Origin of the sequence: Pseudomonas sp. MYb60 (assembly GCF_002979555.1) — a bacterium.
In the GTDB taxonomy this organism is placed as follows: domain Bacteria; phylum Pseudomonadota; class Gammaproteobacteria; order Pseudomonadales; family Pseudomonadaceae; genus Aquipseudomonas.
Window position 1 is genome coordinate 64,155 of record NZ_PCOZ01000016.1, and the last position, 15,484, is coordinate 79,638.

Here is a 15,484-nt window from a genome sequence, read left to right on the forward strand (position 1 = left end):
TCAGAGATAGGACAGGAACAGGCTGTCGAGCAGCCGCGACCAGCCGGACACCAGCACGAACAGCAGCAGCTTGAGTGGCAGCGAAATGGTCATCGGCGAGACCATCTGCATGCCCAGCGCCAGCAACAGGTTGGACACGATCAGGTCGATCACGATAAAGGGAATGTAGATCAGGAAACCGATCTCGAACCCCGCCTGCAATTGCGACAGCACGAAGGCCGGCACCAGCAGGATCAGGTCTTCACGTTGAACCTCCTGGGCCATTTGCGGCGGCCACAGACGGGCAGTGTTTTCCAGCAGGTGGGTCAGCACATCCGGGTCAACGTTGCGCAACATGAAGGTGCGCAGGGGTTTGATGGCCTCTGTGCCTGTCTGCAAAAACGTCTGTACATTACTCATGTCCAGGGGTGACGCCTTGACACCCTCGGCGATCTCATAGCCCACCGGCGCCATGATGAACAGCGTCGCCGCCAGCGCGATGCCGTTGATCGCCATGCTCGGCGGCACCTGCTGCACGCCGATGGCATTGCGGGTAATCATCAGCACAATGACAATCTTCAAGAACGCCGTGCACACGATCAGCAGCATGGGCATCAGCGACAGCGAGGCAAGAAACAGCGCGAGGACGAGCGGGTCCATTCCTTGAAAAGTCATCGGGAAAAATTCACTCGCGCCATCTGCAAGCCCAAACGCCCGTCCACTTCCACCAACTGCCCCTGGCCAATGGGCCGATCGCCGTAATACAGACCCGCCGTGCCAGGCGCGTACCCGGTGATACCCAACACCGCACCAGGCGCCAGGTTGCGCAGCTCGCCGAGGGTGAGGTTGAGCGTTCCGCAGCGCACATTCAGGGCCATGCTCAATTCATCGAAAGGCTCCGGGCCGAAGACGTCCACAACCGCGTGGTCCTCCTCAGGGTCCGAGTAGTCGGGTATTGAAATTTCTTCGTCCACTGACGTGTCCTCTATCGAGTCAAGGGTGAAGCACAAGGCACCGCTGTCATCGTCGATGCAGCCCTGCAGGCGCTGCCTGCCGACCTGGACATGACCGCTGCCCTCTGCTTGAAAAAAAGCCTGCTCGAGCATCACTACATCCCCGCTGCGCAGGCCCCGCACCTGGGCGTTCGCCAACCGAACGCGCCCCAGGGTTACGGTGATTGCCAGCGGGAACCGCGGGGGCATCGGTGCCGCCGTGGAGTGCCACTGGCCGGCATCGCACAACGCCAGGAACGTCTCGGGCGCCAGCCACACGAAGCCCAAGGCGCGAGCGTCGCCCAGCGTCAGGGTGAGGCGGCAACCAAAGCCGTTCGGACGTTGCGTCTCGAGCAATCGCACGTGTCCCAGCAACGCCTGGAGCTGCGGGCTGAGGTGGTGCTGGAACACTGCCCAGAACCAGGAATCCGGGTCATTGCCGGCCTGGGCCAGCGGTACCGGGCACTCACCCATCAGGCTCAGCAACGGCCCGGCCTCTGCGAGTCCCAGTACGCCGCAGGCCGTTTCAAAGCACAGCGGTTTGGCAGCTGCAGGGGGACGCCCTGGCTCCAGCAACAGTTCTCCAGCCTGGCCAGCCACTTCGTAGGCCAGGCGCAAGCCGCGTCCCAGCCGACGGCGTGCGTACACCGTATTTCCTGCCAGTCGCGGCAGCGCGAGCGTCGGCAGCATCATGCTGCGCCGGTGTCAGGCAAATGCAGACTGACCGGTTGACCCAGCGCCCCTGACAAGCGGTCCTGGCACTGCTGCCGCACCCCGCTGAGCCAACGCGCGGTGGCGTCGTGTTCCGCGTCCAGTTCGATGCCCCAGGCGTTCTGCTCACGACGCACACTGGCGTTGATCCGTCCCAGGCGTGGCAGGTACAACGTGGCCTGCAGTGGCCATTGCGCAGCCGCCAGCACTCGGGGCGCCAACTGCTCGGCCAGCGCGTCGATCAGGGACACAGTCGACGCGGCATTCATCCCGTCCAGGGACGTGCCATAGCCACCCTCTTCGTTGTCCTGGGCAAACAGCTGGGCGAACATGCGCCCGTGCTCCCAAGGCACCACGCCGGCGCCTGAGGGCTCCCGGTCCTCACGCTGCTCCCGCGCGCGAGGACGTTCGGGAGGCTTGGTTGATACCTGGCTCATAGGGGCTCCTCGACCAATAGCTGGGATAATTCCTGCAGTTTTTCCACCTGGCGCAAACACGCGGTGACGTCTTTCTGCGCCCGGCCAACATGGCGCTGTTTCTCCTCCTGCTGGCCCTGCAATGTCTGCAACTGGCCCGCTTCGCGCTGAGTGCTGGCGGACAGGGCGCGCTCCTTGGAACCCCAGGATTTCAACTCCTTGAGGCTCAGCACCTGGCCCGTGTGCTGGCCAAGCAAGTCTGCACTCTGCCGCACCTCTTCCTGGCGGCTTTGCTCAAGGGCATCCTCGGCCTGGCGAATATCGGCAAACAGCGTCTGCTGGGCGCGCTTGGCCTCACGCAAAGCCCGTTCTGCGCGGTCTGCCCGATGCCGGCGCAGGCGGCGCAGAATCTCGATCTCGCCCAGCAAGCCTTCAGAAAGGGACATGGGCAGTCAGCGCCTTGAGTTGGTCGAGGGTGCTTGGCATCGGACTGGGTTCGCGCAGGTCCTGGCGCAGAAAACTGTCGACCTGCTGGCGGGTGTCCACGACCATATCGGTGAGGGCATCGCTGCCCGGCTGGTATTCACCGAGCTTGAGCATCAGCTCGATCTGCTGATACGCCGACAACAAGCGCCGCAAGGCCGTACCGGCGCGGATATCCTCAGGCGCGGCGACGTTGCTGAGGATCCGGGAAAGACTCGCCAGCACATCCACCGCGGGGTAGTGGCCGCGTTCTGCGAGTTTGCGAGACAGCACGATGTGGCCATCGAGCAGCGAGCGAACTTCGTCGGCCACCGGGTCGTTCATCGAGTCCTGCTCGATCAGCACCGTGTAGATCGCGGTAATCACGCCCGTGCGAGTCAAGCCGGCACGCTCCACCAGCCGCGGCAGCAGGCTGTAGACCGACGGCGGCAGGCCACCGCGACCCAGCGGCTCGCCGGCGGCCAGGCCGATTTCACGCTGGGCCCTGGCAAAGCGTGTGAGCGAATCGATCAGCAGCAACACCCGCTGGCCCTTGCTGCGGAAACCCTCCGCCAATGCCGTGGCCGTGAACGCTGCACGGGCGCGCTCCATGCTCGAGCGGTCAGACGTTGCACACACCAGCACGGCCTTGGCCCGCAGTTGGTCATCGAGTTCATGGTCGAGAAACTCGCGCAGCTCCCGCCCCCGCTCTCCGATCAGGCCGAACACGATCACATCGCAGTCCACGTTACGGGCGATCTCGGCCAGCAAGGTGGTCTTGCCGCAACCGGCACCGGCGAACAGGCCAACGCGCTGCCCCTCCCCCAAGGTCATCAGGCCGTCAATCGAGCGCACCCCGGTGGCCAGCGCCCGGTTGATCCGGGGACGCTCCGTGGGCAGCGGCGCCTCGCACAAAACGGTGGTGGCGTCCGCTGTATCGGCGTCGGCAAATGCACTGGGGCCTTCGCCCGCTATCGGCCGACCGAAGCCGTCCAGCACCTGGCCCAGCAACTGATCACTGACCCGCACCCGATGAGGCACCCCCAGGCGTTCCACGCTGGCACCCACGCGCACGCCTTCCAGGTTGCCAAGGGCACTGAGCACCGCATCCTGCTGATCGAAGCCAATGATCTCAGCGAGCATGCTCTCGCCGGGACTCTTTTCCACCTGGCACAGGTCGCCGATACGCGCCTGAGGCAGCCGGCATTGCAGCAACATGCCGTTGACACGCTGGATCCGCCCGCGCATCGTCACCGGCGCAAAACTCATCAACGCTTGAGCCTGGCGCTCCTGCCAGGCCTCCAGGCGCGCTTGCAGGTCGGCGGTCACCAGCGCACCTCATAGCGTTGTTCGCCGTCAAAGACCACTTTGCTGTTGTCGATCAGCACCAGGCGCAAGCCATCGACCTCATCGCCCAGAAACAACCGGCTGCCCTCCTCCAGCACAATATGCCCATTCGGGCCGCCAACGATCTGCACAATCTTGAACGGCAAGGCAGCGTCCCGCGCGCGGACACGGCTGATCACCGGCACTTCGCTGTCGAACTGCTCGCCGAAGCGACTGAGCATGCGCGCCACCAACTCCACCTCTTCGGGGGACACATCGCCGCTGAGGGCCACCTGTTCATTGACGACCTGCACGCTGACACGCTGGGTCAACTCACGCTCAGTGAGCATCTTCAATAATTGCTGGCGGACTTCATAAGGCGAAGCCAGTTCGTGCTTGCGCACCTCGGGAGGCATCAAGGACGCCTGGGCCTCAGGCTCTCCGCTGGAAACCATGCCGATCAGCACAATCAAGACCGCAACGACCAGCGCCAGACTGATCAAGCGCTTTTGCTGTGAAGGCGAGATAGAGGACAACATCAATGCCCCCGCAGGCTCATGCACGGGCGCCAGTGGAACGGGTTCAGGGACGGGCGCCTGGGGCCAGGGCTGATCCGCCAGGGCGAGGCACAATCGAATGCTTCCCACCGAAAACGCGACGCCCGGGACCAGGCTCGGAATCTGCGCCAGCACCTGGCCTTCGGCGCCGTGCAAGAGCCCGGCTTCGGCCTGTACCGACCAGTTCGCGCCGTCCAGGCGCAGTCGCGCATGCTGTTCGCCAACCCCCGGATCGCTCAGCAAAAGATCCGCGTCCGCGTGTGCGCCAATGCTCCATTGCTCGCCAAACAAGGGCAATGCCGCGCCCTGGTGCAGGCCACTCAGGACTCGTAATTCGAACATGGTCGCTCCCTCCCGGGCACGCGAGACACCGGCAGGCTCATGCCACCGTACCGCGCATCAGCTCATCCTGGCCCAGGTCAATACGCCCCAGCACCTTGACCTTGGAGGTGCTGCCCAACTCCGCAAATGACAACACCGGCACATGGTTGAATTCTTCGATCAGCAAGGTGCGTAAAGGGCTGCGCAAGTCCTGAGCTACCAACATCACACTCTTGGTCTTGGCCCGTATGGTAAATGCCTGGTTCAGCAGATTGACCAGCGCTGCACTGCTGTCGTTATCGAGGGCGAAGAACACACCGCTCTGGGTCTGGCGCAAGGCTTCGCGAAAAATGTTTTCGGTCTGGGGAGAGAGCAGCCAGGCATGCAGGCCATCGGGCTCGCTGTACTGGTGGAAAATCTGCGACTTGAGGGCGATACGCGCGTAATCGGCCAAGGCATCCGGCTCACGCTCATGCTGGCCGTACTCAACCAGCGACTCGACAATCAGCCGTACCGCGCGCAGTGGCACACCTTCACTGGCCAAGCGCTGCAAAACCGAGGAAAACCGCGAGAGCGGCATGATGCGTTGCAGTTCCTGCACCAGCTCCGGCTGGTTGTGTTCAAGCCAGCTGAGGATCGATTTGCTTTCCTGGATCCCCAGGAACCTCGGCCCGCTGAGCATCATCTCGCGCCGCATGCGTTCAATGATCAGGTTCTGCGCGGTGACCCTTTCAACCTGAGAGTCATCCAGCAATGCGTCGTCAGGTGCCAGCCATAACCAATGCGCTTCATCGCGCTCCACCCGCCCGCGCTCGCCGTGCTCGGGAGGGTGTGCCAATGCGTCGAACTCGACGGCGACGCGGTCGCTGAGGGTCGCGGTCATTACCGGCACTTCATGCACGCAAAAACGCATCTCATCGATGGCCAGCGCCTCACTGAACTCGGCTTCGAATGGCGGCAGCGTCAAGCCGATGTTGGCCACCAGCGTATTCCGGACCTGGCGGATTTTCTGCACGACAGCGATCACCTCAGGCGTCCCGTAGAGCGCCGGATTGAACTGCAGCAGGTAAGGCCGGGAAGGATCAAACCCACGCAAATCTTCTTCACCGTTCTCTTCCGGGCGCACGACGGCGGTAGGCTCGGAGGGCGGGTTTTCTTCACGCTGACGCTGGCGCAGCAGGTAATACCCCAGTCCGCCGGTCATCATCGCAATCAGGATAAACACCAGGGTCGGCATGCCAGGCACGGCAGCGAAGGCCAGCATGCCGACCGAGGCGATCATCCAGCTCTTGGGTTCGCTGGTCATTTGCCGGGCAATTTCAGCGCCCATGTTATTGCTACCTGCTCGTCCATCGGGCGCAACACGGGTGATGATCATGCCGGCGGTCAGGGAGATGAGCAGCGCGGGAATTTGCGCGATAAGCCCGTCGCCGATGGTCAGTACCGAATACAACGCCATGGAGTCGGCGGCACTCAATCCGTGTTGGAACATGCCGGTGGTGAACCCGCCCAGCAGGTTGACGACCACGATGATCAAGCCAGCAATGGCGTCCCCCTTGACGAACTTCATCGCGCCGTCCATCGCGCCGAACAACTGGCTCTCGCGGGACAACTGCTCACGTTTGTCCCGCGCCTGGGCACCATCGATCAGGCCGGCCCGCAGGTCGCTGTCGATGGACATTTGCTTGCCGGGCATCGCATCCAGGCTGAACCGCGCCGCCACTTCGGCCACACGCTCGGAGCCCTTGGTGATCACCAGAAAGTTGACCAGCGTCAGGATGATGAAGATCACCATCCCGACCGCCAGGTTGCCCCCCACCACGAAGTTGCCGAACGCCTCGACGATGTCACCGGCGTCCTGCTCCAGCAGGATCAGACGCGTGGTGGCGATCGACAGCGACAGGCGAAACATGGTGGTCAACAGCAGGATCGACGGAAACGATGAAAACGCCAACGGGCCAGGCAGGTACAACGCCAGCACGATCAGCAGGCAGGAGATACAGATATTGACCGCGATCAGAATATCCACCAGCCAGGTGGGCAGCGGCACGATGAAGATGAACACGATGGCCATGACCACCACTGCGCCCAGTACTTCGGCGCGCTGTGCGATCTTGAGCAGCACTCCATTGATGGCGGACAGGGCCGTCACGCCTGGCTCCTCTGTGCGTCAAACTGCGCAGGCCCCCGTTCGATGCGGGCGAGTTCGTCCATGACCAGCAACATCTTTTGCAGAGCGCCGTCACGCGTCCGACTGTCCAGCCACACCGCCAGCGGCAATTGCTGCACGAGCGGATACAGGGCGTTGAGGGCTACGAGTTCGTGAGCGGGCCGACGCCCCCACACGTCGCTCGCCAGGCGCTGGACCTCCGCCGCATCGAGACCGCTTTTGGCGTATCCCAGCATGCGCTGCATCAGTTCCACCGCGTCCTGCTCGATCTGCAGGCGCTGGATCATGTCCTTGCAATTGACGAGGACTCCGCTCAGTTGCCCACAGCTTTGCAGGCCGAGCAGTAAAGTGCGTAACAGCGCGGTGGGGACTGAGGACGTGCTGGCGGCGATATCGTCTGCCAGCGCGCCACGCATGATCTTGAGCCCGGCGGCGAATCGATCGCCCCCGTACAGACCGAGCAGCGCGTGCATCATGCTTGCCAATGACTGGCGAGTGACCACGCTGGCGTAGTACAGCGATCGCAGCGCCTGGCGCTCCTGCGGGTCGTCACAGTTGGCCTGCAGGGCCAAGGCGATGTTCAGGCCTGCCTGAATCTGTTTCTTGAAGCGAATTTCCAGCTTGGCAATCGCATCCCGAGCCAACGCGGCCTCAATCTTGCGGGCTTCGGCCTGCGCCTCGGCGGCCACCAATTTGAGTACGACAAACGTGCGCGCAGGATCACTGCCGGTCAGTTCCAGCAACTTGTCGACAGCAGGCTGCTGCAGCAACTGCATGCGGATCCGCCGCGCGATGGACGCCATGGTCGCTTGGGCTGGATGACCCAATTGGTCATAGACCTGCGCGAGTTGCTGGGCCGGCGACACCCGAACGCTAATAGCGCGTTGAGCAAGCGTTCGATTATTGGCCGCCACTTCCTGGCTGAACAACTGAGCGAGCTCGTCCACACCGTTCGAAACCGCCGGAGCAACGGGTTTATCGAAGGTAGGGCGTTCCAGGCTCTGAATCGATTGAACATCGCCGGAGGATTCGACTTTCATTGGAGGGCCAATACAGAAAAATTATGTCTCTGTGTGGCAGGCATTGGCGATGCAGTTCCATCGAAATCCGGTTTACTCATTTATTGAAAAAACTTGCACGGCGATACACCGGCTTTTGCAAAAAATCGCGCAAACCGCCGCTCTACAAAAATATTTATACAATAAAATCAATAGCTTAATCGTGAATAGTGCTTGGCACAGCCAGTGCTAAAGGGCTTTCCGTCGAAATCTTTTCGACTGCGTCTACCCTGAGGAAAAATTCATGAATATCCCTATTGAAGCTTTAGCTCAGCTTGTTGGCGGCTCGCCTCAATTCATGCTCCACCTGACAGACGACCAGCAAAAAAAACTCCGACGCTTCATTCACAAGCGTGTGCTCAACCCGGAAGATGCGGACGATCTCCTGCAATTGACTTACCTGGAAGCCTGGCGCAATCGCGAGCGTTTCAGCGGCAATGCCACCCTCAGCACCTGGATGTGCGGCATTGCACAAAACCTGATCCGCAACCACTTCCGGCGTATGTATGCCAAACCCGTGCACTGCGAATTCGATGAGTCGCTGTGGCACGGCCAAGATGACAATCACAATCTGGACTGGGAGTTCGAGGTCAATCGGCGCTTGGAAAAAACCCTGAACGCCATCGATCACCTGCCAACGGAAATGCGCAGGACGTTGTACGCCTCCCTGGAAACCGACGGCAGCTACCAGGACACTGCCGACGTACTGGACGTCCCGATCGGCACCGTGCGCTCGCGCCTGTCACGGGCACGTGAACAACTCAAACGCGCAACCCACAACTCGATGCATCCGTAAGCAAGACTTCGGGTTGGGCGGCAGGGATATCGCCCAATCCGGTCATGATCTTTTCTTGCGTGCCTTCCAGAGCATCGAACCGATGCCACCGCTCGTCGCTCCAACACCCGGTTTTTGTTAAACAGTTGAAAGCGTAGAAAAAAATTCAAAATAAATGCTTGACGCTTTGTCGTTCTCCGCGAATAATGCGCGCCACTTGGCTACATAGCTCAGTTGGTTAGAGCATAGCATTCATAATGCTGGGGTCCGGGGTTCAAGTCCCTGTGTAGCCACCAAGTAGTAAAAACGGCTTACCGAAAGGTAGGCCGTTTTTTTATGCCTGGAAATCAGAGTGTGGTGATTGTCTGGCAAAAAGCCCCAGCTGTATTTTGACCCCCACCGCCCTCGCTGCTAGTGTCCAGCCTCCCCACACGGAGTGCTCCAGGTGTTCTCGATTTCCCGCCGTTCCCTGTCGGTGCTTGCCACAGTGCTCACGCTCACTGCCTGTCACCCTGCCATCTCCGAACAGCCTCCGGCACCGGAGTCGGGCTCGGGCTACCGCAGCGCCCTGACCACCCGCCACGCCGAGCGCCACATGGCGGCTGCCGCCAACCCCCTCGCCGCCGAAGCCGGGCGTGAGATGTTGCGTCAGGGCGGTTCGGCGATCGATGCGGCGATTGCGATGCAGGCGGTGCTGACCCTGGTGGAGCCGCAGTCTTCCGGCATTGGCGGCGGTGCGTTCATCATGCTGTGGGATGGCCAGGACGTGCACGCGTACGATGGCCGTGAAACCGCACCGGCCGGGGCAGCCGAAGGTATGTTCCTGAAGGCCGACGGCACGCCAATGGCGTTTTCCGAGGCGCAGATTGGCGGGCGCTCCGTGGGAACGCCGGGCGTATTGCGGGCATTGGAGATGGCGCACAAGAAGACCGGGCGCCTGCCATGGGCCAAGCTGTTTGAACCGGCGATACGACTGTCAGAGCAAGGTTTCGCGATTTCCCCACGGTTACACAGCCTGATCGCCGCAGACCGGTACATCCCGCAATCACCCGACATGGCGGCCTACTTTCTGAACGCGGATGGCACGCCCAAGGCCACCGGCGCTCAGTTGCACAACCCGGCGCTGGCAGCCGTGTTCAAACGCATCGCCAAGGAAGGGCCGGACGCGCTGTACCAGGGGCCGATTGCCGATGAAATCGCACGCAAGGTCCAGGGCCATCGCAATCCGGGCAGCCTGTCCCAGGCCGACCTCAAGGCCTACACCGCCAAAGAGCGCACGCCGCTGTGTACCGACTACCGGCAGTGGAAGGTGTGCGGCATGCCGCCACCCTCGTCGGGAGGGATCGCCATCGCGCAGATCCTCGGCACCTTGCAGGCAGTGCAAGCCAGCCGTCCTGGTTTGGCCATCGCATCGATGCAACCGACACCCAGCGCGTCCCCCGCCGGCCTTGAGCCTACGCCCGACGCTGTGCACCTGCTGGCCGAAGCCGGTCGCCTGGCCTTTGCCGACCGCGCGCTGTACGTCGCCGACGCCGACTTCGTGCCTGTCCCGGTCGACGGCCTCGTGGCACCTGGCTACCTGGCCAAGCGCGCCGCCCTGATCGGCGAGCGCAGCATGGGGGTCGCCAGGCCGGGTAATCCTGAGGGCATCCAGGTGGTGTACGCGCCGGACCGTTCGCCGCTGCGCATCTCCACCTCACACGTCACGGCAGTGGACGACCTGGGTGGCGCCGTGTCGATGACCACCACGGTGGAAGCTGCATTCGGCGCCCACGTGATGGTCCAGGGCTTCCTGCTGAACAACCAGATGACCGACTTCTCGTTTATCCCCAACGAACACGGCCAGCCGGTGGCCAACCGCATCGAACCCGGCAAGCGTCCGCGCTCCGCCATGGCGCCCACCCTGGTATTCGACCGCAACAGCGGCGAATTGCTGGCCACCCTAGGCTCACCAGGCGGCTCACAGATCATCGAGTACGTGAGCAAGTCCCTGGTGGCCATGCTCGACTGGAAACTCGACCCACAAGCCGCCATCAATCTGCCCAATTTTGGCAGCCGCAACGGAGCGACCGAATTGGAAAAGGGCCTGTTCAGTCCAGGCTTGAAAAGGGCACTTGTGGACAAGGGCCATGCGCTGAACGAGATCGACATGACCAGCGGCGTCCAGGCCATCGTGCTCACGCGCGATGGCCAGCAAAAGGTGAGGCTGAGCGGCGGAGCGGATCCGCGGCGTGAAGGTGAGGCGCTCGGGGATTAAGGCACTCAGCGACTGATCGTCACCCCTTGCGCCCCGCATGCTGCGCCAGCTTGCGCATGCGTTCGCTGTCGTCATGATTCGCCGTGCACAATCGTACAAGACCTCGGCAGACACGCAGTACAGACTGGGTTAACGTGTTTCCATCTCTACTGTGTGACAAGTGATCATGGGCCAACCCACCGCCACCCTCGATTGGCTGCATCGCGCCCCGCACGCCAGTGGCCTGGACCGCATCGAGGCGTACTTCGCCGGCTTCGCCTTCGACCCCCATCGCCATGACACCTATGCCATCGGGCGGACGCTGTTCGGCGTGCAGAGCTTCCACTATCGCGGCGGCATGACCCACGGCCTGCCCGGCACCACTATGGTGATTCATCCCGACGAAACCCACGACGGCCGCGCCGGCAGCGAAGAAGGCTTCAAGTACCGGATGATTTACGTCGAGCCCGCGTTGATCCAGCAGATTCTGGGTGGCAAGCCGCTGCCGTTTATCCCTGCGGGCCTGTCCACCGATCCGCGGCTGTTCCGCGCCAGCGAAGTACTGTTGCAAGGCCTGGATTGCCCCATCGACCCACTGCAGGAACAAGACGCGATGTTCGACCTGGCCCAGGCACTCAGTGCTGCCTCCGGGGAGATCATCAGCCGCAAGACGTTCGACTACGTGGCTGCCGAGCGCGCCCGGGAGTTCATCCACAGCGCACTGGGCCGCAGCATCACCCTGGATGAAATGGCCGACCACGCCGGCCGCGACCGCTGGGCCTTGTCGCGGGATTTTCGCCTGTTGTTCGGCACCAGCCCCTACCGCTATCTGACCATGCGCCGGCTGGACCTGGTGCGCGGCTTGCTGGCCCAGGGCCAATCGCTGGTAGATGCGGCGATGACCGCCGGGTTCACCGACCAGAGCCATATGACCCGGCAATTTCGCAGCACCTACGGCATGCCGCCGTCGCGCTGGGTAAAGATGCTCGGCCGCTGAAACCTACGTTGGCAATACAGTCCCCTGCCACGTTTGATCTAAGTGGATTTGAGCACGGTGCCCGGCTCGGGCGCGCGCGCGCTCAGCCCCAACGCCACCACTGCCCCCAGCAATGCCACTGCGGCGCTCCACCACAGCGCCAGTTCGATGCCCCCGGCATTGGCCACCGACACCAGCAACGCCAGCCCCAGCGCCCCGCCAATCTGCTGGCTGGTGGACGCCATCCCCGCCGCCACACCCTGCTCGCCCGGCCGGATACCCAGGCCGGCCGCGACCCACATCGCCGTCCAGGTCATGCCCTGGCCGACACTCAAGATGAAAATCCCCGGCAGCAGTGACCAGAACCCCGCGCCCGTCGGCAACGCCCAGCACAACAATCCAATCCCTACCGCGCCCGCCAGTTGCCCGCTGACCAAGGTGTTGCGCAGGCCGATGCTGGCCAGCGAACGTTCCGCCAGCCAGATCCCGAACGTACACACCAGCGTCGCCGGCAAAAACGCGAGCCCTGCCTGCAACACGCTGTAGCCATAAACCTGCTGGTAATACAGCGCCAGGAAGTAGTACTGCACGCCAAAGCTGCTCATGAACACGGCCGTGAGCACCATGGCCATGCGCAACTCGCGATAGGCGAACAATCGCAAGGGCATCAGCGGGTCGCGGCCACGGTGTTCGATCCAGACGAACAGTCCGAGCAGCCCGACGGCAAAGCCCAGGCAACCAAGCGTCGACGGTGCCGCCCACCCCCACTCCGGCCCCTGGACCAGGGAAAACACCAGCAGGGTGCCGCCGACCGTCACGGTCAGCGCGCCACTGATATCAAAGTTGCGGCCCCGCGCCCGCTCGCCATCGGCCGGGATCCAGTAACGCGCCGCCCAGGCGCAACCACCGGCCAGCGGCACGTTCACCAGGAACACCGCTTCCCAGCCCCACGCCTGGGTCAACACTCCCCCCAGCAACGCCCCCAGCGCCAGGCCCGCCGCCGATGCGGCGCTCCACACCGCAAAGGCGCGGTTGCGCTCAGGCCCCTGGGCGTAATGGGTGTTGATCAACGCCAGGGTCGCCGGGAACAACAGCGCCCCGCCGACGCCTTGCACCGCTCGCGCCAGCACCAGTAACAGCGCACTGCCGCCGAGCACCGCCGCCAACGACGACAACGCATACAAAGACTGCCCCAGCCGGTACAAGCGGCGCTTGCCGAGCAAATCCGTGGCTCGCCCCCCCAGCAGCAGGAAACCGCCAAACGCCACGCTGTAGGCACTCACAACCCACTGCAACTGCTGAGCGGAAAAACCCAGGTGGCTGCCGATCTGCGGCAAGGCGACAAACACGATGGTGGCATCGAGGGCGATGATCAGTTGGGCGGTGGCCAGCAACGCGAGCATCCAGCCGGAAGGTTTAGAGGAAGACATCACAGCGTCCTGTCCGAAAATGAGAGCCCTCAGTGTCTTTTATGCCCAGCAGATGATAAATAGCCATATCACTCTTTCAGTAATGACTTTAATCATGGATCTGAACGCCGTCCGCTTGCTGGTGCGCGTCGCCGAAACCCGCAGTTTCACCCGCGCAGCCGGGGACCTGGGGCTGACCCAATCGGGCCTCTCCCGTGCCATTTCGCGGCTGGAACAGCAACTGGGCGTGCGCCTGCTGCAACGCAACACCCGCAGCGTAAGCCTGACCCCCGACGGGCAGATGCTCTACGAGCGCAGCGCCCCGCTGCTGGCGGAATTGGCCGAAGCCGAGAAGCTGATGCTCGACCGGCGCGGCAGCCCTTCGGGCCTGTTGAAAATCAGCACGCCGTCGTTGTTTGGACGCAAAGTGGTGATGCCGGTGATCGGCGACCTGACGCTGCGCTACCCCGAGTTGCGCATCGAAGCGGTGATGACCGACCGCCTGGTGGATATCGTCGACGAAGGCTTCGACGCCCTGCTGCGCACTGGCGAGATCCACGACCAGCGCCTGATCGCCCGCGCCTTGCCGCCGCTGCGCTGGGTGACCGTCGCCGCCCCCGCCTACCTCGCTCGTTTCGGCACGCCGCAGCACGTCGACGAACTCAAGGACCACCATTGCCTCACCGTGCGCAATTTGCGCAGCGCACGCATGGTCGATTGGCAGTTCATGCACGATGGCAAGGTGCGGGACGTGAGCGTCGAAGGGCGGCTGATCTTTGACATCGGCGACGCGCTGGTGGACGGAGCGGTGGGCGGGTTTGGCATCGCCCAGGTGATGGATTTTGCCGTGCGCGACGACCTCGCTGCCGGGCGGCTGGTGCCGATACTGGAGGACGTCGCCGGACGCAGCCGCGCCATCTCGCTGGTCTACCCGCCGTCCCGTCAGTACTCACCGAAGCTGATGGCGTTCGCCGACGCCCTCGCAAACGCGCGTTGGTAAGCCCGCGCCTACAGCGGTAAGGTTTTGCCGACGACAGGCTGGCCAACCGTGAGAAAGTGCCCGCCCGCCACATGGTGCAGCGTGCGCAATGCGTCCTGCCCTTCAAAGTGCCAATGCCCTTCGCTGAACACACGCTCGTCGGCATAGGCGGCCACCACTTCGCCGAGGAACAGATCGTAGGTCTGCTGGGTGTGCGGCTCAGGCAGCAGGCGGCATTCCAACCAAGCCACACAGCCTTCCAGCAACGGCGCCTCGGTGTGTTCGCCGGCGAAAACCTGCACACCGTAGCGGGTGAATTTATCCGTTTCGGCGCCGGTGGTATTGCCGACGGTCTGCACCAGGTCGGCCTGGGCCACGCACGGCACCTGGAGCACGAACGTGCCGCTGCCTTCCAGCAGCTGGCGGGTCCAGGTGGACTTGTCCAACACCACGGCAACCTTGGGGGGCTCGAAATCCAGCGGCATGGCCCAGGCGGCCGCCATGATATTGCGCTGGCCGTTGTGAGCAGCGCTCACCAATACGGTCGGCCCGTGGTTGAGTAAACGGTAGGCCTTGGGCAGTGGAACGGGGCGGCAGTGGGCAGGGCGCATGGGCGGTCAGCTCTTCAAACGTAAAACCCTACGATACCGCATGCCCGCGCCCTACGGGTCAGCTCGACAGTTGATTGGCGAATTGCCCCACCGCGCTGACCACTTTCTGCGCACCGTCCTGGATCTCCACAATCACCGTGCCCGCTTCTGCGGCCAGGGCCAGACCCTGTTCGGCTTGCTGGCGGCCATCGGTCATCAGCGCGACGGCTTCGCGTGCCATGTCCTGGTTCTCCCGCACCACGCCGACGATCTCTTCGGTGGCCTTGCTGGTGCGAGAAGCCAGTTGCCGCACTTCATCGGCCACCACTGCGAAACCCCGACCCTGTTCGCCGGCACGCGCCGCTTCGATGGCCGCGTTGAGCGCCAGCAAGTTGGTCTGCTCGGCGATGCCGCTGATGGTCTTGACGATGGTGCCGATCACCTGGGACTGGGCATTCAACGCCTCGATACCCTCACCCGCCTGTTGCATGTGCTTGGCCAGGTCGCGCATCACGTCCACCGCCTGC

The 15,484-nt window shown here is 63.0% G+C and carries 15 protein-coding genes and 1 tRNA gene; 5 read left to right on the forward strand and 11 right to left on the reverse strand.

Annotation, left to right across the window (positions count from 1 at the left end; genetic code table 11):
- Genes sctR through sctW form a run of 8 tightly spaced genes read right to left on the reverse strand, consistent with a single transcriptional unit; the run spans position 1 to position 7,974 of the window.
- On the reverse strand, positions 1-654 hold the full coding sequence (sctR, locus tag CQ041_RS21605; protein WP_105524351.1) for a type III secretion system export apparatus subunit SctR: 654 nt from the start codon (positions 652-654) through the stop codon (positions 1-3).
- Positions 651-1,664, reverse strand: a complete 1,014-nt coding sequence (locus CQ041_RS21610) for a FliM/FliN family flagellar motor switch protein (RefSeq protein WP_105524352.1) — start codon at positions 1,662-1,664, stop codon at positions 651-653. The genes sctR and CQ041_RS21610 overlap by 4 nt, the downstream gene beginning before the upstream one ends.
- Positions 1,661-2,119 (reverse strand): type III secretion system HrpP C-terminal domain-containing protein, encoded by a 459-nt coding sequence (locus CQ041_RS21615; protein WP_105524353.1) that lies wholly within the window; start codon positions 2,117-2,119, stop codon positions 1,661-1,663. Before CQ041_RS21615 ends, CQ041_RS21610 begins: the two co-directional genes overlap by 4 nt.
- Positions 2,116-2,544 carry a YscO family type III secretion system apparatus protein gene (locus tag CQ041_RS21620; protein ID WP_105524354.1) on the reverse strand — a complete coding sequence of 143 codons (429 nt, stop codon included), beginning with the start codon at positions 2,542-2,544 and terminating at the stop codon, positions 2,116-2,118. The genes CQ041_RS21615 and CQ041_RS21620 overlap by 4 nt, the downstream gene beginning before the upstream one ends.
- A complete protein-coding gene (locus tag CQ041_RS21625) occupies positions 2,531-3,889 on the reverse strand; it encodes a FliI/YscN family ATPase (RefSeq protein WP_105524355.1) in 1,359 nt (452 codons plus the stop codon). Before CQ041_RS21625 ends, CQ041_RS21620 begins: the two co-directional genes overlap by 14 nt.
- On the reverse strand, positions 3,886-4,785 hold the full coding sequence (locus CQ041_RS21630; protein WP_105524356.1) for an FHA domain-containing protein: 900 nt from the start codon (positions 4,783-4,785) through the stop codon (positions 3,886-3,888). Before CQ041_RS21630 ends, CQ041_RS21625 begins: the two co-directional genes overlap by 4 nt.
- Positions 4,786-4,822: 37 nt before the next feature.
- Positions 4,823-6,916 carry a type III secretion system export apparatus subunit SctV gene (sctV, locus tag CQ041_RS21635; RefSeq protein WP_105524357.1) on the reverse strand — a complete coding sequence of 698 codons (2,094 nt, stop codon included), beginning with the start codon at positions 6,914-6,916 and terminating at the stop codon, positions 4,823-4,825.
- Positions 6,913-7,974, reverse strand: a complete 1,062-nt coding sequence (gene sctW / locus CQ041_RS21640) for a type III secretion system gatekeeper subunit SctW (protein ID WP_105524358.1) — start codon at positions 7,972-7,974, stop codon at positions 6,913-6,915. The genes sctV and sctW overlap by 4 nt, the downstream gene beginning before the upstream one ends.
- Before the next feature lie 262 nt (positions 7,975-8,236).
- Between sctW and CQ041_RS21645 the strand changes: the two genes are divergently transcribed.
- The 4 genes from CQ041_RS21645 (at position 8,237) to CQ041_RS21660 (ending at position 12,000) form a co-directional block, all read left to right on the forward strand.
- Positions 8,237-8,788 carry an RNA polymerase sigma factor gene (locus CQ041_RS21645; protein WP_105524359.1) on the forward strand — a complete coding sequence of 184 codons (552 nt, stop codon included), beginning with the start codon at positions 8,237-8,239 and terminating at the stop codon, positions 8,786-8,788.
- A 198-nt stretch (positions 8,789-8,986) separates the two neighbouring features.
- Positions 8,987-9,063: transfer RNA gene (locus CQ041_RS21650), tRNA-Met, on the forward strand.
- 149 nt (positions 9,064-9,212) lie between these two features.
- On the forward strand, positions 9,213-11,024 hold the full coding sequence (gene ggt / locus CQ041_RS21655; protein ID WP_105524360.1) for a gamma-glutamyltransferase: 1,812 nt from the start codon (positions 9,213-9,215) through the stop codon (positions 11,022-11,024).
- Positions 11,025-11,190: 166 nt separating this feature from the next.
- On the forward strand, positions 11,191-12,000 hold the full coding sequence (locus tag CQ041_RS21660) for an AraC family transcriptional regulator (protein ID WP_105524381.1): 810 nt from the start codon (positions 11,191-11,193) through the stop codon (positions 11,998-12,000).
- 38 nt (positions 12,001-12,038) lie between these two features.
- Here CQ041_RS21660 and CQ041_RS21665 read toward each other — a convergent pair whose 3' ends face one another.
- Positions 12,039-13,382: an MFS transporter gene (locus tag CQ041_RS21665; RefSeq protein WP_218276520.1), complete on the reverse strand. Its 1,344-nt coding sequence runs from the start codon at positions 13,380-13,382 to the stop codon at positions 12,039-12,041.
- Positions 13,383-13,503: 121 nt separating this feature from the next.
- Between CQ041_RS21665 and CQ041_RS21670 the strand changes: the two genes are divergently transcribed.
- Complete coding sequence (locus CQ041_RS21670; RefSeq protein WP_105524362.1) at positions 13,504-14,388, forward strand: LysR family transcriptional regulator; 885 nt, start codon at positions 13,504-13,506, stop codon at positions 14,386-14,388.
- 8 nt (positions 14,389-14,396) lie between these two features.
- Here CQ041_RS21670 and CQ041_RS21675 read toward each other — a convergent pair whose 3' ends face one another.
- Together CQ041_RS21675 and CQ041_RS26920 are read right to left on the reverse strand one after the other, a co-directional pair.
- Positions 14,397-14,978, reverse strand: coding sequence for a flavin reductase family protein (locus CQ041_RS21675; protein ID WP_105524363.1), 582 nt, complete (start codon positions 14,976-14,978; stop codon positions 14,397-14,399).
- Between the two features lie 58 nt (positions 14,979-15,036).
- The gene (locus tag CQ041_RS26920) at positions 15,037-15,468 is read right to left on the reverse strand and encodes a methyl-accepting chemotaxis protein (RefSeq protein ID WP_371923032.1); all 432 of its coding nucleotides are present in this window, start codon (positions 15,466-15,468) and stop codon (positions 15,037-15,039) included.
- Positions 15,469-15,484: the final 16 nt, after the last annotated feature.